Source organism: Stappia sp. 28M-7 (assembly GCF_014252955.1).
Lineage (GTDB): Bacteria > Pseudomonadota > Alphaproteobacteria > Rhizobiales > Stappiaceae > Stappia.
Genome location: NZ_JACMIA010000001.1, coordinates 816,549 through 837,132 on the forward strand (window position 1 = coordinate 816,549; position 20,584 = coordinate 837,132).

Annotated in this window: 20 protein-coding genes; 7 read left to right on the forward strand and 13 right to left on the reverse strand. The window is 67.5% G+C overall.

Translation table 11 applies throughout. From position 1 onward, the window contains the following. The first annotated feature begins 102 nt into the window (after positions 1-102). The gene (locus tag H7H34_RS03710) at positions 103-1,476 is read left to right on the forward strand and encodes a glutamate--cysteine ligase (protein WP_185924295.1); all 1,374 of its coding nucleotides are present in this window, start codon (positions 103-105) and stop codon (positions 1,474-1,476) included. Between the two features lie 82 nt (positions 1,477-1,558). Further along, entirely contained in the window at positions 1,559-2,323 is a 765-nt protein-coding gene (locus H7H34_RS03715; protein ID WP_185924296.1) for a DUF937 domain-containing protein, read from the forward strand. Positions 2,324-2,343: 20 nt separating this feature from the next. On the opposite strand, the gene H7H34_RS03720 is transcribed toward H7H34_RS03715, so the two are convergent. The 4 genes from H7H34_RS03720 to H7H34_RS03735 all read right to left on the reverse strand — a co-directional run bounded on the left by H7H34_RS03720 (position 2,344) and on the right by H7H34_RS03735 (position 6,149). Further along, on the reverse strand, positions 2,344-3,324 hold the full coding sequence (locus H7H34_RS03720; RefSeq protein WP_209006144.1) for a sensor histidine kinase: 981 nt from the start codon (positions 3,322-3,324) through the stop codon (positions 2,344-2,346). Beyond that, complete coding sequence (locus tag H7H34_RS03725) at positions 3,321-3,998, reverse strand: response regulator transcription factor (RefSeq protein WP_120268595.1); 678 nt, start codon at positions 3,996-3,998, stop codon at positions 3,321-3,323. Before H7H34_RS03725 ends, H7H34_RS03720 begins: the two co-directional genes overlap by 4 nt. Further along, a complete protein-coding gene (locus H7H34_RS03730) occupies positions 3,976-5,601 on the reverse strand; it encodes a DUF4153 domain-containing protein (RefSeq protein WP_185924297.1) in 1,626 nt (541 codons plus the stop codon). Before H7H34_RS03730 ends, H7H34_RS03725 begins: the two co-directional genes overlap by 23 nt. A 239-nt stretch (positions 5,602-5,840) precedes the next feature. Then, entirely contained in the window at positions 5,841-6,149 is a 309-nt protein-coding gene (locus H7H34_RS03735) for a DUF1127 domain-containing protein (protein WP_120268597.1), read from the reverse strand. Positions 6,150-6,377: 228 nt separating this feature from the next. Here H7H34_RS03735 and H7H34_RS03740 point away from each other — a divergent pair, with 228 nt between their 5' ends. Next, complete coding sequence (locus tag H7H34_RS03740; protein ID WP_185924298.1) at positions 6,378-7,265, forward strand: LysR substrate-binding domain-containing protein; 888 nt, start codon at positions 6,378-6,380, stop codon at positions 7,263-7,265. A 17-nt stretch (positions 7,266-7,282) separates the two neighbouring features. Here H7H34_RS03740 and H7H34_RS03745 read toward each other — a convergent pair whose 3' ends face one another. From H7H34_RS03745 to H7H34_RS03780, 8 genes are all read right to left on the reverse strand, one after another. Continuing rightward, complete coding sequence (locus H7H34_RS03745; protein ID WP_120268599.1) at positions 7,283-8,224, reverse strand: DMT family transporter; 942 nt, start codon at positions 8,222-8,224, stop codon at positions 7,283-7,285. Positions 8,225-8,346: 122 nt separating this feature from the next. Continuing rightward, positions 8,347-8,604 (reverse strand): hypothetical protein, encoded by a 258-nt coding sequence (locus tag H7H34_RS03750; RefSeq protein WP_185924299.1) that lies wholly within the window; start codon positions 8,602-8,604, stop codon positions 8,347-8,349. Positions 8,605-8,756: 152 nt separating this feature from the next. Further along, positions 8,757-9,389 carry a hypothetical protein gene (locus tag H7H34_RS03755; RefSeq protein WP_185924300.1) on the reverse strand — a complete coding sequence of 211 codons (633 nt, stop codon included), beginning with the start codon at positions 9,387-9,389 and terminating at the stop codon, positions 8,757-8,759. Between the two features lie 7 nt (positions 9,390-9,396). Continuing rightward, positions 9,397-10,029 (reverse strand): thioredoxin family protein, encoded by a 633-nt coding sequence (locus tag H7H34_RS03760; RefSeq protein WP_097175758.1) that lies wholly within the window; start codon positions 10,027-10,029, stop codon positions 9,397-9,399. A 125-nt stretch (positions 10,030-10,154) separates the two neighbouring features. Further along, positions 10,155-10,844, reverse strand: a complete 690-nt coding sequence (locus tag H7H34_RS03765; protein WP_185924301.1) for a LutC/YkgG family protein — start codon at positions 10,842-10,844, stop codon at positions 10,155-10,157. Beyond that, entirely contained in the window at positions 10,841-12,307 is a 1,467-nt protein-coding gene (locus H7H34_RS03770) for a LutB/LldF family L-lactate oxidation iron-sulfur protein (RefSeq protein ID WP_185924302.1), read from the reverse strand. The genes H7H34_RS03765 and H7H34_RS03770 overlap by 4 nt, the downstream gene beginning before the upstream one ends. A gap of 41 nt (positions 12,308-12,348) precedes the next feature. Next, entirely contained in the window at positions 12,349-13,167 is an 819-nt protein-coding gene (locus H7H34_RS03775; RefSeq protein WP_185924303.1) for a (Fe-S)-binding protein, read from the reverse strand. Next, a complete protein-coding gene (locus H7H34_RS03780) occupies positions 13,164-13,994 on the reverse strand; it encodes an FCD domain-containing protein (protein WP_120268606.1) in 831 nt (276 codons plus the stop codon). Before H7H34_RS03780 ends, H7H34_RS03775 begins: the two co-directional genes overlap by 4 nt. A gap of 361 nt (positions 13,995-14,355) precedes the next feature. Here H7H34_RS03780 and H7H34_RS03785 point away from each other — a divergent pair, with 361 nt between their 5' ends. From H7H34_RS03785 to H7H34_RS03800, 4 genes are all read left to right on the forward strand, one after another. Then, positions 14,356-15,402, forward strand: a complete 1,047-nt coding sequence (locus tag H7H34_RS03785; RefSeq protein WP_199681145.1) for a TRAP transporter substrate-binding protein — start codon at positions 14,356-14,358, stop codon at positions 15,400-15,402. Between the two features lie 160 nt (positions 15,403-15,562). Beyond that, positions 15,563-16,525 (forward strand): TRAP transporter small permease subunit, encoded by a 963-nt coding sequence (locus tag H7H34_RS03790; RefSeq protein WP_209006145.1) that lies wholly within the window; start codon positions 15,563-15,565, stop codon positions 16,523-16,525. Between the two features lie 16 nt (positions 16,526-16,541). Next, positions 16,542-17,924: a TRAP transporter large permease gene (locus H7H34_RS03795; RefSeq protein ID WP_120268607.1), complete on the forward strand. Its 1,383-nt coding sequence runs from the start codon at positions 16,542-16,544 to the stop codon at positions 17,922-17,924. A 95-nt stretch (positions 17,925-18,019) separates the two neighbouring features. Beyond that, a complete protein-coding gene (locus H7H34_RS03800; RefSeq protein ID WP_185924304.1) occupies positions 18,020-19,363 on the forward strand; it encodes a DUF3422 family protein in 1,344 nt (447 codons plus the stop codon). Positions 19,364-20,007: 644 nt separating this feature from the next. Here H7H34_RS03800 and H7H34_RS03805 read toward each other — a convergent pair. After that, on the reverse strand, positions 20,008-20,406 hold the full coding sequence (locus H7H34_RS03805; protein WP_120268610.1) for a c-type cytochrome: 399 nt from the start codon (positions 20,404-20,406) through the stop codon (positions 20,008-20,010). Positions 20,407-20,584: the final 178 nt, after the last annotated feature.

Genomic DNA, 20,584 nt, shown 5'->3' on the forward strand with positions numbered 1-20,584 from the left:
TTTTCGCAGCATTCCGCCACTGGATTAGATCACGAAAAATCTCATTTGTTTTGGCCGGGGCGGCTGAGTATGGTGCGCGCCGACCACGCGAAGGGATACCCCATGGCCCGCGATACCATTGATTCCACCCCGGTCGCGGGGGTGGCCGACCTCGCTGCGACGCTTGAGGCCGGCTGCAAGCCGACGGACTCGTTCCGCATCGGTACGGAACACGAGAAGTTCGCCTTCCGCCTTGCCGACAATTCTCCGGTCCCCTACGAGGGGCCGGCCGGCATCGAAACCCTGCTGACGGGCATGGAAGGCCTGCTCGGCTGGGAGCGGATCGAAGACAACGGCCTCGTCATCGGCCTTGCCGATCCGGTCGGCGGCGGTGCGATCTCCATCGAGCCCGGCGGCCAGTTCGAGCTGTCCGGCGCGCCGCTGGACAACCTGCACCAGACCTGCCGCGAGACCAATGCGCATCTGGCGCAGTTGCGCCAGATCGCCGAGCCGCTCGGCATCGGCTTCCTCGGCCTCGGCATGACGCCGGACTGGCGCCGCGAGGACGTGCCGGTGATGCCGAAGTCGCGCTACGAGATCATGACGCGCTACATGCCGAAGGTCGGCAGCCTCGGCCTCGACATGATGTACCGCACCTCGACCATCCAGGTGAATCTCGACTTCGCCTCGGAGGCCGACATGCGGGCCAAGATGCGCGTCGGCCTGGCGCTGCAGCCGGTCGCCACCGCGATCTTCGCCAACTCGCCCTTCACCGACGGCAAGCCGAACGGCTTCCGCTCGTTCCGGGCCGAGATCTGGAAGGACACGGACAACGACCGCTCCGGTCCGCTGCCCATCGCCTTTGAGGACGGCTTCGGCTTCGAGAGCTACGTCGAATGGGCACTCGACGTCTCGATGTATTTCGTCAAGCGCGGCGGCACCTATTACGATGTCACCGGCACCACCTTCCGCGCCTTCATGAACGGCGCGCTGGAAGGCGTCGTGCCGGACGCGCGGCCCACCATCGGCGACTGGAACAACCACCTGTCGACCCTGTTCCCCGATGTGCGGCTGAAGAAATACCTGGAGATGCGCGGTGCCGACGGCGGTCCGTGGCGGCGCATCTGCGCCCTGCCGGCGCTCTGGGTCGGCCTTCTCTACGACGAGGGCATCCTCGACCAGGCGGGCGAGATGATCCGCGACTGGACCGAGGAGGAGCGCGTTGCCCTTCGCAACGACGTGCCGCGCCTTGGCCTCGAGACGCCGTTCCGCGGCGGCACGGTGCTGGATCTCGCCCGCGAGATGGTCGGCCTCTCCCGCGAGGGGCTGAAGCGCCGCGCCCGCCTCAACGATGGCGGCCAGGACGAGCGCGTGCACCTTGCCGCCGTCGAGGAGACGGTTGCGAGCGGCATGTCGCCGGCCGATGTCATGCTGCGCCGCTACAACGGCGACTGGGAGGGCGATCTCTCCCGGGTCTACACCGCTTACGCCTATTGAGGATCCGCGGCGGCGCAAGTCATTTGACCGCGCCGCCGCGACAGCGGAAGATGCCTGTTCCTGAAAGTGGAAAAGGCATGCGATGACCGAGAGCTTTCCTGCCCTGGGCGCCTTCGATCCGGCTGCGGTCGGCGAGGCGATGCGTCGCCAGTTCGGCTGGGGCGAGAGCGAGGTCGCCCGCGCCGCCGAGGCCTTGATGCCGGCGGCGCTCGCCGGCATGCGCCGCTACGCTGCCTCTCCCTCCGCGCTCGAGGGCCTGCTCGCCCTGATGCCCGGTCCCGGCCGCGCCGCAGCGCTCCCCGACCCGTCCGCCCTGGTGGGCGAGCCGCTGGCCCTCATCTTCGGCCCGTCCGAGGTGCAGCGCTCCATCGCCGAATATGTCGCCCAGCAGACCGGGCTGGAGCTTCCCGGCGTCGAGACCATGATGCCGGTCGTCGCAACGCTTGCGCTCGGCCAGGCAGCCCGGCGCTTCACCGTCGGCCCGGCGCGCGAGCTGCTCGACGCCTTTCTTGCCGGCTATGCCCGCGGCCGGCCGAAGCCGGTGCCCAACCCGATGCGGGTGATGGAACCTTACGCGCAGGCGATGCGCTCGTTCTGGGACGGCTATCTCGGCCTTGTCGGCGCCGCCACCGCGACCGGTGCCTCGGCGCAGGAGCAGGAGGAGCCGCCGGCACCCGAAAAGGCACCCGAGCCTACACCCGAACCCGTCGATGAGCCCGCCGACGAGGCGGCTGCGGATGCCGGTTCGGCTCTTGTCGACAGCTGGCTGTCGCTCGGCCGCGACATCCAGGAGCGGCAGATCCGCAGCTTCGAGACCCTGTTCGAGCAGGCGGCGAAGAAAGACTGACCCGCTCGCGCAGCGCCGTCTCAGGCTTGCGGGAACTCGATGCGGAAGGCCGCCCCGCTGCCGTCTGTTGCCGGCTCCAGCGAGATGCGCCCGCCATGGGCGCGCAGCAGGCTGGCGACGATATGCAGTCCCATGCCCGTTCCCCCGCTGTCCCGCCGGGTGGTGAAGAACGGTTCGAAGATCCGCTCGCGATTGCCGCTCGACACGCCGCGCCCGTCGTCCCGCACGGTGATGACGAGCAGATCCGCCTCCTGCCGGGCGTCGATGCTCACCGTCTTCGCCCCGTGCCCGGCCGCATTGCCGAACAGATGCGAGAAGACGATCTCCGCCCCCTCCCTCGCCAGCGGCAGCATGGCATCCTCGCTGCCGGCGACGATGCGCAGGCCGGGATGGCGCGGCGCCAGCCCTTCGATCGTCGCCGATAGGCGCGTGCGGCCGCGATAATCCGCCTCGCGCGCCGCCGCCACCTGGCGCAGCGCCTCCATCTGCCGGTCCAGCTGCTGCCCGGCGCCGCGGATCTGCGCCACCAGGTGCCGGTCGGCCGGCGACAGCTCGGCGCTGTCCTCCAGCAGTTCGGTCGCCGCGCGCAGGGTCGAGATCGGCGTGCGCAGCTCGTGCGTCACATGGTTTGTGAAGCTGCGCACGGTGGTCTCGCGGTTGCTCAGCGTCGCCGCCATGTCGATGACGCTGAGACCCATGTCGTGCAGCTCGCGTGTGCCGAAATGATCCGGCCGGGCGACCGTCTCGCGGCCAGGTGCGCGCATCGCGGCGGCATAGGCGGCAAGGGCCGTGACCGGCCGCAGCAACACGCGCAGCAGCATCAGCCACAGCACGGCGGTCAGCAGGCCGATGATCGCTGCCAGCAGCACCGCCGCATGGCGGAAGCCGATTTCCGGGCCGAGATAGCGCAGCGCCACGATGCCGGCGAGCGAGAGCGCCAGCGTGCCTGCCAGCGCGCCGCCCAGCACCAGCCACAGCGAGGGGCGCCACTTGCGGGTCACGGCGTGCAGGGCCCCATGCGGATGCCGACGCCGTGCACTGTCTCCAGCGCCTCGCCGCCGCCGGCGCCCGCCAGCTTCTGGCGCAGGTTCCGCACATGGCTGTCGAGCGTGCGGTCGGAGACCTGGCTCGCCGCCCCCCAGACGATGTCGACGATCCGAGCGCGCGACACCGTGCGCCCCGGATCCTGCATCAGGGCGGCGAGGATGCGCATCTCGGTGGAGGTGAGGGCGATGGCGGTGCCGTCCAGCCGGCAGTCATGCGCCTGCGGGTCGAGCTCCAGCGTCCCGTGCCGCATCACTCGCCCGTTCGCCGCGCCGTTTCCGCGCTTCAGGATCGCCCGGACCCGCGCCACCAGCTCGCGCGGGCTGAACGGCTTGGTGACATAGTCGTCGGCGCCCAGCTCCAGCCCGACCACCCGGTCGATCTCCTCGTCCCGCGCGGTCAGGAACAGCACCGGCACCTCGGACCTCGTCCGCAGCCTGCGGCAGACCTCGAACCCGTCGATCTCCGGCAGACCGACGTCGAGCACGATCAGGTCCGGCCGCTCGCGGGCCGCATGGGTGAGGGCGATCTGCCCGTCCGCCGCGGTCAGCACGTCGAAGCCGGAGCGCTGCAGCGTGATCGACAGCAGGTCCCGCAGATGCGGGTCGTCATCGACGACCAGGATTTTCATTCATCCGCCTCCGGACCTTTTCCGCTTCCAGATAGCCGATGGTCCTCCAGGTGCGAAAGTCCCAATCGCGCCAGCTGTCGATGCGCGGCCGCACGGTCTTGCACCAGGCATCGGAGGGAGCATGGCTCGGCGCCACCGGATAGCCGGTCTCGCAGACGGGCTCGCCCGGGCCCTTCAGCCGGGCGATGTTGTGGCTGGCGACGATATGGGAGAAATTGACGAAGGAGCAGAGATAGAGCGTCGCCAGCGCCAGCGCGGCAACCCGCCTCAGCAGCCACCCCGTCGAGCGCTCGCGCCGGATTTGCCAGGCGATCAGCACGAGACCGAGGCCGACCAGCACCGTCCAGATCGCGGCGTGGATGCGCAAGGTGGTCAGCCCGTAGGCCTCGACATACATCCACAGCCGGTAGCCGGCCGCGCCCGTCAGCGCCAGGTTCTGCGCAAGCCACAGATACATCAGGCCGCGCAGCCCCGGCCGGGCACCGAGATAGGGACGCGCCAGCACGGCAAAGCCGCCGGCCAGCACGGCCGTGGCCATCAGCGCGAAGGCCCCGCGCCGGGCATAGGCCGAATAGGTCAGCCCCTCGGGCAGTTCGCCGCCGGCCAGCAGATAGCGCACATCCGTGCCGACCTGTACCAGCAGCATCGCGTTGAACAGGACCAGCGCCAGCGTTACCGACCCGGCATTGAGGCCGAGCCACCGGCCGGCCGGCGCGCCGGCGTCGAGGGCCGGCATTTGCGGCAGCACGCCGCCGGGCCACGACAGGAACGGCCAGACGAACGAGGCGACGATCGACAGGAACACCACGCGCCACAGCAACGCCGCGAAGTGGATGTCGAGGGTAAACAGCTGGTCGATCCAACCCTCGATCACGGGATTGGCCACCGCCAGCAGCACCAGCAGCGCCGTTGCGCCCAGCAGCGGGAAGGCGAGGCGGCTTGCCGCTTTCAGCGCCATCGTTCCGGTGTCTTCGCCCCGGCCTCCCGCCTGCACCGCGAGAGAGGCGAAGCGGATCGCCCTGAAGGGCTGTTTCACCGACGACAGCAACAGCTGGGCGGCCTTGAGGGCGACCTCGGCCGCGCCCGGTCTTGCCGCAGCGCGTGCCCAGACGAGGCTGACGGCAAGGCCGCTGACGGCGAAGGCGACGGCGAGCAGCTGATGGTGCTCGATCAGCGGCAGCTGGCTTGCCACGAGCAGCAAGGCCGGTCCGCGCGGGATTCTGCGGCCGGGCAGGGTGGCGACAGTGGCGAGGAAGACGGTGACGGCGAACGGCACGAAGGCGAGCCCCGGCCAGCGGTGATAGAGCAGCAGGTTCGCGGCGATCACGCAGGCAATGAGCGCGGCAAGGTGTGCTGTCGGCGGCCAGCGGAAGCGGTCGTCCGGCGGCCCGTGGTCGGTGCCGGCCTTTGCCTGCGTCCCGCTCTCCGCGGCGACCGTCTTCGGCGGGGCGGCTTGCGATGGTGCCACCTCCGACAGGGCCGCACCTTGCGGGGACGGCGTTGCTGCGGCGGGGCTGGCTGAAGCGGCGGCGGCACTCAGCCACCATGCCTCCCGTTGCAGCGGGCGCGGCAGGCTGCGGTCCAACCTTGCGGCAAGCGTCATCGTCTTCCTCCTTCGGGCACGATCCGGGCCGATCCGGGCGGATCGGCTGCCGGATGCGTGCCACGGCGCCTCGGCAGGAGGCCTGAAGGAGTTCTGCAGATTTTGTGCAGATGCCTGCGGAAGGCAAAAAAAACCCGCCTCGGGGGGAGGCGGGCAAGGTGAGTCGGCGAGGGGCCGACAGGGCCTCGACACCGGGCGTAGGGAGAAGGTCTCGGAGAGACGCCCGGTGCAAAGAGGGGTCAGGCGCCGCGCTTGCGGCGTCCGGAAAGGGTCGACATGCGGCGCTCGTTCCGCAGCCGGGAGAGCTGCGCGCTCGGATCGACATAGTCGGTCGCATAGAGCGAGGCAGCGACGTCGGAGCGCGTCACGCCGATGTCGGCCAGCATGTAGTCGTCGAGATCGAGCAACCCGGAGATCGCCTTGCGGTTCTGCCGGCGGCGCCATGCCGCGACGGTGAGCGTCAGAAGCGAGGTTGCTGCGGTGCCGAGCGTGGCGAGAAGGGAAACACGCGCCGGCCCGGCGATCGGGGTATTGCATGCCTGCGTCATGGCAAGACTCTCCTTTCCGGCGCCCCGGTATGGTGCGCCTGGTATGTGCTGTGGCGGGGCTGCCGCCTCCGTTCGTTTCGTATGACAAGAGAATATGAAGCGCGGATCGATTTAACAAACGAATGTTTTCGATGGATATTGATCTTGATCCGTGATGTATTGAGATCAGGACACAGTCAGCGCGGAACGCGGCCTTTTGGCGCGCTGCGCAAGCCGGAGGCGGCAGCCATGGCCCATGCTCTCGATATCGACCAGTTGCGCACCTTCCTCGCCATTGCCGAGCTCGGCAGTTTCACCAAGGCGGCGGACGCGGTGAACAAGACCCAGTCGGCGGTCTCCATGCAGATGAAACGGCTGGAGGACCGGCTGGAGCGGCCGATCTTCGTCAAGGACGGGCGCCAGTCGCGCCTGACGGAGGACGGGCATCGCCTCATTGAGTTCGCCCAGCGGATGATCCGTCTCAACGACGAGACGGTGACGGCCTTTTCGGCCCCCTCCATCGTCGGCCGTGTCCGTCTCGGCCTGCCCGACGACTATGCCGAGCGGTTGTTGCCCCAGGTGCTGGCCGCCTTCGCCCGCCTCAACCCGGCCATCGAGATCGCCGTGCAGTGCCAGGGGTCGACCTTTACCGGCGAGATGATCGAGCGCGGCGAGCTCGACCTTGCCATCGTCACCTCGGGCGATTGCGTCAAGGTGCAGGGCGAGGTGATCCGCCGCGAGCCGCTCCACTGGGTAGCGCCGGCCAACCAGTGCCTGCATTGCGAGGAGGTGCTGCGCCTGGCGCTCGGCCCCACCACCTGTTCCTGGCGCAGCCAGGCGGTCTCGCTGCTCGACCGCATGAACCGCCCCTATTGCATCGCCTATACCTCTTCCAGCGCGGCGGCGCTCATTGGCGCCGTTCAGGCCGGCCTTGCCATTGCCGTCCTGCCGGAAAGCGCGATCCGCGCCGGCATGCGCATCCTGTCGGAGAGCGATGGCTTCCCGATGCTGCCGCCCTGCGACATCACCATGGTCCGCGCGGCCGCCGCCACCGACCCGGTGCATGACGCGCTTTGCGCCCATATCCGCGCGGCCATCGGCAATGTGAGTTCCGAGATGCTGATCGCTGCCGAATAGGCGGCGAGCCGCCGCCCTCAGCCCTTGGCGCGGCCCGAGCGCAGCACCAGGAGATTGCCGCCGAGTACGCAGACGAGGCCGGCAATGGCGTCCGGTCCCCAGTGGAAGTTCTCCAGCACGGTCGAGACCAGAAGGGCGACGACCGGGAACATCACCGTCGAATAGCCGGCCCGTGCCGAGCCGATCCGCGCCAGCAGCGTCAGGTAGCAGGCGAAGGCGACGACCGAGGCCACCACCGCCAGATAGACCATCGCGCCGAGATAGGCCGGCGTCCATTCGATGGCGAAGGATGCCCCGCGCGCCAGCGCGAACAGGCCGAGCAGCACCGTCCCGTAGACCATGCCCCAGGCTGTTGCCGAGACCAGCGGAATGCCGCTCTTCTGGTTGGCGGTGGAGACCATGTTGCCGAGGCAGAAAGACAGCGTTCCGGCAACGCACAGTCCAAGGCCGAGCAGGGCGGTGGCGTCGAGACCGCTGTCGGCCGCGCCCATGATCTGCGGGCGGAACAGCAGCGCGACGCCCGCAAAGCCGAGCAACGCGCCCAGCATCACCCGCCGGCTGATACGCTGGCCGAAGATCGCAAAGCCCAGGATCATGTTGAAGACCGAGGCGAGCGAGAACACGACGGACAAAAGCCCCGAGGGCACGTATTGGCCGCCGTAGTAGAACAGCGTGAAATTGGTCGAGAAGATGAAGAAGCCGAGCCCCGCGAAGCGCAGATGCGTGCGCAAGGGGAAGCGCAGCTGCGCGCCGCGCGCCATCGCCCAGCCCATCATGATCGCCGCAGCCAGCATGAAGCGCCAGAACACCGAGACTTCCGGCGCCACCACGCCGAGCTGCAGCTTCAGCGCGTACCAGGAAAAGCCCCAGGCGAGCACGGTGAGGCCGTAAAGCCCCATGTCCAGAGGGGAAAGGGCAGGGTCGTCGCGAAGGGCGGCGCCGGGAGCGAGCGTGGTCATGGGATGGCTTCTAGCAGGGAAGGGATGGAACGATCATGCCCCATCCTTTCCCTCGCGACCAATCAGGATTGTTGACCTGATCGATGCATCCTGTTGATGGTTCGCGTGCGCCGCCACAACCCTTATGAGCGCCGCGTGCGCCAGCGGGCGCGCAGGCCTTCCGAGGTCAGGTAGACGAGGCCGAAGAGATACAGGCCCGTCATCGTCAGCATGGTGACGATCAGCACCGGATAACCGTACCAGGCAACCGCCAGCAGCCACAGCGCCACGATATTGAAGAAGAAGGCGAAGCGCTCGGTCTGGCCGCCGCGGCGCGCGCTGCGCAGCATGGAGCCGAACACAGGGATATATTCCAGAAGGCGGATGAGCCTGCTTGCCATGGGAAACCGTCCTGTTGTCGCAGCGCCCGAACGGCCCCCTCGGGCCGCCCTCCTTGAGGGCGCGTCTCGGCAACAGATGCGCCGGCCTCGCGCGGGATAGAATGCGGCGAGACGTCCCTGCGACAATCAGGACCTGCCAGAATCAAGACCTGTCAGGCGCTCTCCGCGCTGCCGTGCCAGAGCGGGCGGAAGCCGGCGGCCAGCACCGCAATGCTTGCCGGCGGAGTCAGCAGCTCTGCGCCCGTCTCCGGCGCGCCGGCAAGGGCGGAGGGATCGGCCGGGCGATATCCGGTGAAGCTCCAGGTGAGCCACCGCCCCTCGCGCCGCGTCAGGATCGTCTCGCCGAGCCGCACCATCGCCCCGTCGGGCAGCGTCTCCAGTTCGCCGAAGGCAAGGCGTGTGCGCTCGGCGGTGCGCTCGCCATGCAGCTGCCGGTCCATCTCCGGCGCGCTGGGCGGGGCGGCGAGCCCATGTCCCCGCTGCCAGGCCTCGCGATAGCGTAGCGCATCCGCACGTCGGCACTCGAAGCAGGGCCGGTGCCCGGCGGCCATTGCCGTCACCTCGTCGAGGAAGAACAGCTCGGTATAGCCCTCGCCCATCACCTGACGCTTGCGGCCGCGAAACTCCAGCACGCAGCAGATCCAGGCGCGCGAGCGCCAGCGCGCCCGACCGAGCGTCTGCGTCTGCGGATCGTGCAGCCGGCCGCCGCGATTGCCCATCATCGTGCCGCGCGCGGCGACGGCATGCAGGCCGCCGTCAGCGGACACCCGGTTGCTCAGAGGCATGGCGCGCTCAGCCAAGCCGCCAGTCTTCCGTCTCCACGCCCTTGTCGCGCAGCTGGTTGACTCGGTCGTTGGAGTAGCGCTGGAAGCCTTCGCTCTGATAGGCGCCGCTGCGCACCCATTCGAAGAAATGGTAGAAATAGAAAGGCGGCAGGTAGCCCTGGATGCGCGCGATCTCCGCCTCGCGGCCGGTCTTGCCGGCAACGGCGTCGGCGTCGGGCGGGAAGAACAGGATCGTCGGGGTGAAGTTGACCAGCCAGCGCCGGCCGAGCGCGCGCTCCTCCATCGCCTCGCCGTCGAAATCGGTGGTCTCGCGCGCGCCGAACAGGTCGAGCTGCAGGATCGCGAAATTCTCCTTCATCCAGGGCAGGTAGTCCTCGCGCGCAAGATTCACCTCGTGGGTCTTGCGGCAGAACGGGCAGCCGCCCTGTTCGAACATCACCACGAAATGCTTGCCCGCCGCCTGCGCCTCGGCCAGGTCGTCGCCAAGGTCCAGGAAGCTCTCGACGAACCAGTCCTGCTTGTACAGCCCGTCGTCGCCCAGCGTCGCCGCGCGTGCGGAGTGCGGCCGGACGAGCGGCAGGCTCGCCCCGGCGGCACCGGCCGCCAGCGCGGCCAGCGAAAAGTCGCGTCTCGTGATCATGCTGTTTCCTCCCGACACATTCCTTTCTTGGAATGTATCAGCTCGCAGCAACGGTTGCATCCGCAATGGTGAGCAATCACACGGGCGTGAGGGCGGGTGCGGCCGGAAAGGCCCGGCCCCCGGCCTCAGGCTCCTCGGGCCTCGCCCACCACCACGATATGCAGCGCCCGCGGTCCGTGCGCGCCGAGCAGCAATGTCTGCTCGATATCGGCCGAGCGCGAAGGGCCGGTGATCATGTTCACCGTGCGCGGCATGGTGCCCTTGCCGTGGATCCCGCGGATCCGCTCCCACAGGCTCTCGTAGTCGCCGGCGATATCGGCCGCCGACACCACGACGATATGGTGCTCGGGCAGGAAGTTCAGCGTCGTCGGATTGTCCGGGCCCGAGGTCAGCATCAAGGTGCCGGTCTCGGCGATGCCGCCGAAGGCATGCGAGACGGTGGCGAGATCCGCATTCTCGGCCCGCCCGCGGTCGACCTCCAGGTTCGGCTGCGCCGCCCAGGGCATGGCGGCCAGCCGCGCATCCTCGCCGAAGCGAACCCGCGCCGGCAGGTTCTTCGACTTCAGATAGTCGGTCACCGCCTGCGGCACCTCGGCGGCGCTCGCCACCCGGGCGATGCTCGCCTGCACCTTTTCCGCCATCTCGCAGAACAGCGCCACCTGTGCCGCCGGGGCCAGCTGGCCGCGCGCCGGGATCAGCCCCTTGGGCGCGCGCTGCAGCCGGTCGGCCACTGCCGCGCGGCGGGCCGTGTCGTCGCCCTTGCGCCCCATGGCGGAGCGCATCTTGGCCAGGATCGAGGCTTTTGCATCGCTCATGCGGAGGCCCTTTCGCCGTTTGCCGGGCCGTTTCCGCCCCGTGCCCTTGCCTCTTTCGCCTTGGCCCATTGCGCCTGGAAGGTGCCGCCCTGCGGTGCCGGCAGGTCGCGATGCCGTGTCCAGCCGCCGGCCAGCGGCAGGAAGGAGAAGCGTCCGCGCGCCCGGCCCATGAGGCCGAGCGTCGTCATGGCGACGCGCGTCGCCATCCGGTACAGCGCCGGCCGCTTGGCGAAAAAGGCCCAGGCCGCCAGCCCGTAGCGGGCGGCCGCCGGGTTGAGGTTGCGCGAGAACTCGCGCTCGCGCCAATGGCGCATCATCTTCGGCAGCGGGATGCGCATCGGGCACACGCTCTCGCAGCGCCCGCAGAAGGTCGAGGCGTTCGGCAGGTGGCCCGACTGGTCTACACCGATCAGCGAGGGCGTCAGCACCGCGCCCATCGGGCCGGGATAGACCCAGCCATAGGCGTGGCCGCCGACCGCGTGATAGACCGGGCAGTGGTTCATGCAGGCGCCGCAGCGGATGCAGCGCAGCATGTCCTGGAACTCGGTGCCCAGCATCGACGAACGGCCGTTGTCGAGCAGCACCACATGGTACTCCTCCGGCCCGTCGGGATCGCCGGCCCGCTTCGGCCCGGTCGACAGGGTCGTGTAGACCGACATGTCCTGGCCCGTCGCCGAGCGCGCCAGCACGCGCAGGATCTGCGACACGTCCTCCAGCGTCGGCACGATCTTCTCGATCGAGGCGACCACCACATGCGCCTTCGGCAGGATCTGCGTCAGGTCGCCGTTGCCCTCGTTGGTGACGATGATCGAGCTGCCGGTCTCCGCGACCAGGAAGTTGGCGCCGGTGATGCCGATATCCGCCTGGAAATACTTGTCGCGCAGCACCGCGCGCGCTTCGCTGAGCAGCGTTGTCGGCTCTTCCAGGTTGCGGTCCGGGTCGAGATGGGTATGCACCCGGCGAAAGTCCGCCTCGACCTGGTCCTTGTTCACATGCACCGCCGGGGCGATGATGTGGCTCGGGTGCTCGCCGCGCAGCTGGATGATGTATTCGCCCAGATCCGTCTCCACCGGGGCCACCGAATGCTCCTCGAGGAAGGCGTTGAGGCCGATCTCCTCGGTGATCATCGACTTGCCCTTGGTCACCGTCCGGGCGCCGCGCTTGCGGCAGATGTCGAGGATGATGCGCCGAGCGTCTTCCGCCGTCTCGGCCCAGTGGACGTGGCCGCCGGCCGCCTCCACCTTCTCGGCATAGGCTTCCAGGTACAGGTCCAGATGGGCCAGCACGTGGTCCTTGATGTCGCGCGCATTGTCGCGCAGCTGGTCGAATTCCGGCAGCGCCGCGGCCGCCGTCGCGCGCTTGGCGATGAAGCCGGAGCGCACATGGCCGAGCGCGCGCTGCAGCGGCGCATCGTCCAGCGCGTGGCGCGCGTTGCTCTTGAACTGTGGCGAGGTGATCTGCATGTGAGGCTGGCTCCCGTGCGCTGGCCCGTGACCGGAGGCGGTCAGCGGCTCCGCTTTTCGCCGATGGCCGGCTGGTCGGTCATGCCCGCCAGCACTTCGGCGACGTGGCGGACCTCGATGGCGGACCCCTCGCGCTTGAGCTTTCCGGCCATGTTCATCAGGCAGCCCAGGTCGCCGGCAAGCAGCATCCCCGCGCCGCTTTCGCGGATGGTCTTGGTCTTTTCCTCGACGATCTTGTTGGAAATGTCGGGATACTTGACGCAGAACGTGCCGCCGAAGCCGCAGCACACGTCCGGATCGCGCATTTCCTTCAGTTCCAGCCCCTCGACCGAGGCCAGCAGCTTGCGCGGCTGGCGGGCGATGCCGAGTTCGCGCAGGCCCGAGCAGCTGTCGTGATAGGTGGCGCTGCCGTTGAAGCGCGCCTCGACGCTGGCGATGCCGAGCACGTCGGTGAGGAAGCTGACCAGCTCGAACACCTTGGCGGAAAAGGCCGAGGCCCGCTCCTGCGCGGCCGTGTCGCCCTCGAACAGCTCTTCATAGTGCTTCTTCAGCATGCCGGCGCAGGAGCCCGAGGGCGCGACCACATAGTCGTAGCCCTCGAAGGCCCGAATCACCTGCTCGGCGATGGCCCGGGCGTCCTTCCGGTCGCCGGAGTTGAAGGCCGGCTGGCCGCAGCAGGTCTGGGCCGCAGGCACCTCGACGATGCAGCCCGCGTCTTCCATCAGCTTCACCGCCGCAAAGCCGACGCTCGGGCGGAACAGGTCGACGAGGCATGTCACGAAAAGGCCGACCCGCGGGCTGGTTTTGGGCGCCTGCGGTGTCTCGTCTGGCTGCGCGCCAGTCTGCGCGGTGGCTGTCATAGCGTTCCTGCTTCTTCTGTCGGTCGGCGGGGGGCCCGCCGTCGCTTGCTGTCGTCCTGCTCGCTCTCCAGGCGTTGCGCCAGCCGCAGCTCCGAGACGACGCTCCAGCTGCCTGCGCGTGCCATGGCGTAGGCGACCTGCTCGACAAAGTCGATATGCGAACTGGCCGCATCGCCCGCCCGCGCCGCATCGCCCGCCATCACCGCCTCGAAGATTTCCCGGTGCTGCTCCAGCAGTTTCTCCCGGGAACCCGGATAGCGATAGAGCTGCACACGGCTGTAGAAAACCCCATCGGCGAGCAACCGGTAGCACGAGCGCAGCGTGTGCAGCAGCACGATATTGTGCGCGCTCTCGCCGATCGCCTGATGGAATTCCACGTCCAGTTCCGCCTCGCGCGCAAAGTCCTCGCTGCTGTGGGAGGCTTCCATGGCGCGGAAGATCCGGGACATGATCTCGCGGTCCGCGTCCGTCGCCCGCTCGGCGGCCAGCCGGGCGGTGGTGCGTTCGATCTCGCGGCGATATTCCAGATAGTCGGCAATGGCCGGCGGGTGCCTGCGCACCAGTTCTACGATGGCTTCGGAGAAAACGGTTCCGATCACGTCGGCGATGAAAGTGCCGCCGCCATGACGGGTCACCAGCAGGCCCCGTTCCTCGAGAGTCTTGATGGCATCGCGCAGGATGGGGCGCGAGACGTCAACTTTCTTTGCCAGATCACGTTCGGCCGGCAGCCGGTCGCCGGGGCGCAGAACCCCCTGCAGGATCAGTTCCTCCACCTGATCGACAACGGAATCTGCCGTCCGGTTGTGATGGATCTTCTGGAATACCATCGTCCCGATCTTGTTTATTGCAACGCAGCGGAAATTCATCGCAACGCAATAAATTTCTTGGCGTTGAAGTAGGTTGGGGCAATTTATTCCGTATTGCGTTGAGTGGTCAATATTGTTATCCAATTAGCGCGGGTCGGTTTTCTCCGGTTGGGAGGCCGGTTTCCGGTCCGCGGGAGATGGGCATGGGTGTTGCCAGGCCAGGTTGTGCGGCGACAATCTGCCGGCACAGGCAGGCATCCGTGTCCGTCCTGTTGCGCGATGGGGAGCGTTTCGACGTCGGGGCATGCAGGGCATTGCGTCCGCCATGCCATCGGGGTTTCCGGTCCCTGGAGCGCACAATGTTCCTAGGGAGGACCTGAACGTGAAATCTTTCATTTCTGCAGTTGCCGTAACAGCGTCTCTTGCGATCGGTGCGACATCGCCGGCCGTCGCGCTGGACAAGCTGGACTGGGATCTCCAGTCCACCTATCCGGGCTCGCTCACGCAGCTCGGCACGCTGGGCAAGCTCGTGTCCGAGCGCCTTGCCGCGGTTTCCGGCGGTGAGATCAACCTCAAGTTCCAGGAGCCGGGTGCCATCGTTCCCGCGCTCGAAGCCTTCGACGCCGTGGCGTCGGGTGCCGTGCAGGCGGCCTGGTCGACCCCGGGCTACTGGACCGGCAAGGACAGCTCGCTCGCGCTCTTCGCGGCCGTGCCGTTCGGTCCGAGCGCTCCGGAATATGTCGCATGGCTGAAGTTCGGCGGCGGCCAGGAGCTGCTCGACGAGATCTACGGCTCCTACGGCATCAAGTCGCTGGTCTGTGCGGTCATCGCGCCCGAGGCGGCTGGCTGGTTCCGCAAGGAAATCAACACCGTCGACGATCTCAAGGGCCTGAAGATGCGCTTCTTCGGCCTCGGCGCCAAGGTCATGCAGAAGCTCGGCGTGTCGACGCAGCTGCTCGCCGGCGGCGACATCTTCCCGGCTCTCGAGCTCGGCACCATCGACGGCACCGAGTTCTCCATGCCGGCGATCGACCTGAAGCTCGGCTTCTACCAGGTGGCGAAGTACTACTACTTCCCGGGCTGGCACCAGCAGTCGACCTTCTTCGACCTGATGATGAACAAGGCCGAGTGGGACGCGCTGGACGACCAGACCAAGGCCATCTTCGAGACCGTCTGCGAAGCCAACATGATCTATGGCATCGCCGAGGGCGAGGCCATCCAGTCCGCGGCGCTCGCCGAGCTGGAGAAGCAGGGCGTCAACCTCAAGACCTTCGACCCGGCCATCCTGGAAGCTCTCCAGACCGCCTGGAACGAGGTCGTCGAGGAAGAGAAGGCCGCGAACCCGAACTTCGTGAAGGCTTGGGAGTCGCTCTCCAAGTTCCGCAAGGAATACGAGACCTGGTCCAACATCGGTTACCTCAAGAAGTAACCAGGATCGCCTGACAGGGCGGGTCCGCACCGCCTGAACCGGTGGTGCGGATCCGTCGTTTGCGCGAGTGGCCGGTAAGGTCTCCGCGCCCGACGGCGAGCCGGACGCCGACCGCGCAGCCGTACGGTCCACCGATTACCCGGTCGGGGAGAGAGTTCCCATGTCAACGCTGATAAGCCTAGCCGGCATCGCGGCTTCACTCGTCGCGGCGTTCGAGCCTGGCATTCCTGCCTATATCCTGTGCGCTGCGGGCTTCGCGCTCGGCATCGTCGGCGGCTTTCTCGGGGGGCGTGTGTCGCTCGCCATCGCCGCCATGGTCCTGGCCGCCTTCGTCTTTGCGGTCACCGACACCGGAATGACGGCCATCCTTGCCTCGATGGACGTCAACCCTCGCAATTTCTTCCGCACCTATGACGGCCTGTCGGGCGTGATCGGATCGATGGCGATCCTGCTGATCACCTTGCTGATCATGCGCACCCGTGCGCCGCAGGCCTACGAGACCATGCTGCAGACCTCCGACGACTTCGACCGCGTGGTCGTGGGCGCCGGCAAGCTGGCCTCCTGGATCTTCGTGCCGTTGATGCTGATCATCTTCTACGATGTCAGCCAGCGTAAGTGGCTCGACTTCGACACGTCGATCATGGACACGCCATTCTACGTCGACAGCACCAAGCTGCAGGAAATGGAGTGGCATCTGCATGCGACGCTGTTCCTGCTCTGCCTCGGCTTCGCCTACCGTGCCGACGGACATGTGCGGATCGAGCTGATCCGCGACCGGCTGTCCCAGCGCGCCAGGGTGTGGATGGAGCTGGCGGGCATCATTCTGTTCCTGCTGACCTATTGCTACCTGATCGTCTCGTTCGGCTGGGTCTATGCCAGCAAGTCCTTCGAGATCGGTGAGGTCTCGGCCGCCCAGACGGGCCTGAGCCATCGCTGGGTCATCAAGGGCATGCTGCCCGTCGGCTTCGCATTGCTGTTCACAGCCGGTGTCTCCGCTGCGCTGCGTTGCGTCGTCTATCTCTTCGGACCGTCCTACCTGAACGAGCGCTCCGGCGACTATGCCGGCACGCATCACGCGGACCTGCCGAAGGATGTGGCCACCAACGGGCCGATTACGGACTGATCGGAGAGCTCGAAACATGACTTTCGTGGAACTTTTGCCGATCTACATGTTCGTGGCGCTCGCGCTGCTGCTGTTCACCGGCTTTCCCGTCGCCTTCATCCTCGGTGGTGTCGGCCTCGGCTTCGCATTCCTGGCGCAGGAGCTGGGCGCCTTCAACGTCGCCCGACTGGTCATTCTGCCCAGCCGCATCTTCGGCAGCACCATGGAAAATCCGGTGCTGGTGGCCATTCCCATGTTCACCTTTATGGGCACGATGCTGGAAAAATCCGGCGTCGCGAAGGACCTGCTGCAATGTCTGCAGGTGCTGACGCGGCGCGTGCCGGGCGGCCTTGCCCTGTCGGTCACGCTGATGGGCACGATCATGGCCGCGACCACGGGCATCATCGGCGCCTCGGTGGTGATGATCACCCTGCTGGCGCTGCCCGTGATGCTGGAGCGCAACTACCACATCCCGCTGGCGACCGGCACGATCGCGGCCTCCGGCACCCTCGGCATCCTGATCCCGCCGTCGATCATGCTGGTGATCATGTCGGACCTGATGTCGATCCCGGTCGGCACCGTGTTCGTCGCGGCCATCGTTCCGGGCCTGCTGCTGTCGGCGCTCTACACGATCTACATCATCGTGCTGTGCCGCATCCGTCCGCAGCTCGCCCCGCCGCTGCCCGACGACATCGGCCCTTCCACCCGCGGCGAATTCTGGATGATGATCCTCAAGAGCTTCATCCCGCCGGTCTTCCTGATCGTGGTGGTGCTCGGCTCGATCTTCGCCGGTCTCGCCACGCCGACGGAAGCGGCCGGCGTCGGTGCCCTTGGCTCCACGCTGCTCGCCTTCGTCAACCGCCAGCTCACCTTCGAGGTGATGAAGGATGTCTGCTACCGCTCGGCGCTCACCGGCGCCATGCTGTTCGGCATCTTCCTCGGCGCCACCTGCTTCTCGCTGGTGTTCCGCTGGCTCGGCGGCGATGCCCTGATCGACGAGTTCATCGCCTGGGCGGGCGTCGGTCCCTGGGGCATCCTCTTCGTGCTGATGGGCATGGTGTTCTTCCTCGGCTTCTTCTTCGACTGGGTCGAGATCACCCTGATCGTGCTGCCGGTCTTCGGGCCGATCGTCGCCGGGCTCGATTTCGGCGACCATCTGGCCGGGTTCGAGGGCGTCGGCGAGGTGGCGCTGATCTGGTTCACGATCCTGGTATCGACGAACCTGCAGACATCGTTCCTGACGCCACCCTTCGGCTTCGCGCTCTTCTACATGAAGGGCGTGGCGCCACCGGGCGTGACGATCCAGCACATCTACAAGGGCATCATTCCCTTCGTGATGCTGCAGCTCATGGGTCTTGCGCTCTGCATGCTGTTCCCGGGCATCGTCCTGTGGCTACCTAACGCATTGCTCGGCAATTGACGTCTGTGGCCTAATGCTGCCCCGCTCGCGAAGTCATTCTCGCGGGCGGGGCATTTCTTTGCGTGGACGGGACACTGGCAAGCGAGGGGCTGGGCATGGCGAACAGCGACAGCGAGGGGCAGCCGCGAGGCGCGGAGCCGCATCTCCCGGGGTTCGCGCCCCATCCCGCCCGCGATCTCGTCCTCGGCGAGCTGCATGCCCGCCCGTTCCGCCCGCTCATCGGGCCGCGCGTCTTCCTGCGCTACGGCTTCACTGTCGATGCGGCGGCCGCGGAGGCCGACCGCGACTGGTTCGCCGGCTATTGCCGCTCCCTCGGGTTGCAGGGGCCGGGCGAGGCGGAGCGGCACCATCTGGTGGAGATCGGCGAGGGCGCGCTGCGCCGCGAGCGGCACGGCGAGTTCCTCACCTATACCTGGGACGGGCCGCTCGATGCCGCCGCCCCGGTCGAGGCCGCGCCCGCCGGCCACCCCTTCGGCGCCCGCTTCCGCGCACCTGGGCCGATGATGGTCGCCGTGCGCTGCGACGTGGTGCCGGCGGACGGGGAGGCTTTTTCCCGGCGCTTCGCCCAGTTCGACCGCACCAGCTTGTGCGTCTCGCAGACCGATGGCGGCGCCTCGGTCATCGCCACCGATTTCCGCCAGGACCGCGACGGCCTCACCCGCATTCTCGTCGGCGACCGCTCGCTTTCGCCGGTGCAGGCCGGCGCCCAGAGCCAGCGGCTGCTGGAGCTGGAGACCTACCGCATCTTCGCCATGCTCGGCCTTGCCGAGGCGCAGCGCCAGATGCCGCGCGTCTCGGCCATCGAGGATGCGCTGCTGGCGCTGGCCGAGCGCATGCGCACCAGCGACGGGCTGGAGGCCAACCGCGCCCTGCTCGGCGAGCTGATGCGCCTTGCCGCCGATCTGGAGGCGAGCGCGGCGGAGAGCGCCTATCGCTTCGGCGCCAGCCGCGCCTATTACGGCATCGTCCGCCAGCGGCTGGAAACCTTCGGCGAGGACCAGCAGGACGGCTACTTCACCTTCACCCAGTTCCTGTCGCGGCGGCTGGCACCGGCCATGCGCACCTGCGAGACGCTGGAGGAGCGGCAGGTCAAGCTGTCGGAAAAGCTCGCCCGCGCCGCCACCTTGCTGCGCACCCGCGTCGACGTCGAGCTGCAGGAACACAACCGCTCGCAGCTTGCCGCCATGAACCGCCGCGCCCGACTGCAGCTGCGCCTGCAACAGACGGTCGAGGGCCTCTCGGTCGCCGCCGTCAGCTATTACGTGGTGGGGCTGATCGCCTATCTCGCCAAGGGCGCCAAGACCGGGCCGCTGGCAGCCTGGCTGCCCTCGCCGGAGCTGATGACCGGCCTTGCCGTGCCGGTGGTGCTCGCCGCCGTCTTCCTCACCGTCCGCCGCATTCGCAGCCATCACAGCGAGGAAGACCACGGCGAGGGGTGAGGGGAGGCTCCCGCGGCCGTCATCCCGGCCGCGCGTCAGCGCAGAGCCGGGAACCATTGGCACCCTCGGCAAGCATGAGGCGGCAGCGCGTCGCCACCTCCACCTCTGTCATACCTGCGAAGGCAGGTATCCAGTATCCGCCGGGGCGGATGGTGGCGCGAAGGCAGCCGTCACCGGCGTTCCGGCGGCAGAGCGGAGGCTCGGGCTGAACCGTTCGGGGTTACTGGATCCCGGTCTTCGGCTGCGCCGAAACCGGGATGACATCCTGCGGGTGGGCGGACGAGGTGCTTTCCTCGCCGAGGTTCGGAAGGTTGTCGTGATCCCCTCCGCCGGACCTCGAGGCTACGTCAACGATCTGAATTGAGGACGCCAGAGAGAGGGGCGGTCCCCCTCCCGCAGTCCCCGCAAAGGAAAAGGGATCCGTCCGGGGGAACGGCTCCCCCCAATACCCGCAAAGGAAAAGGGATCCGTCCGGGGGAGCGGCTCCCCCCAATACCCGCAAAGGAAAAGGGAGCCGTCCGGGGGAACGGCTCCCCCAAAATACCCGCAAAAGAAAAGGGAGCCGTTCGGGGGAACGGCTCCCTTGAAACTGTCATGTCGTCGCAGATGCGCGCGTCATACGCTCCCGCCCGCGGCGGGGCGGGTCACTTCTTCGTGCCGTCGAGCGCGAACTGCGACAGATAGGCGATGATGTTTTCGCGCTCGTCTTCCTTCTTCAGGCCGGCAAACGCCATCTTGCCCTTCGGGATGATCTTCTTCGGCGCCTCGAGATAGGCCGACAGCGTCTCGGCATCCCAGGTCTTGCCGGCTTCCTTGCCTTCCAGCAGCGCCGGCGAATACTTGTAGTCGTCGACATGGCCCCAGCCGGCGTCGACGACACCGTTCAGGTGCGGACCGACCTTGTTCTTGGCGCCTTCGCCGACGGCATGGCAGGCCATGCACTTGCGGAACACCTTCTCACCCGCGGCGGCATCGCCTTCGGCATGGGCGCCCGCGGAGAATGCGAGCACGGCGGCGCCGGCCAGCAAAACGAGACGTTTCATAGGTTTTTCTCCCAAGACTTCTCTATTTGAACGGTCGGACCGGGGTCCGTCTTGTGCCCGGATGCCAGACAGGCCTGGGACAGGCAGGCCCGGAGTCCAAGTCGCGGCAGACTAGCACGATCCCGGCACGCGTCATCCTGCCCCTACCGAGGCAACATGTCGCATTTTTCGAAACTAT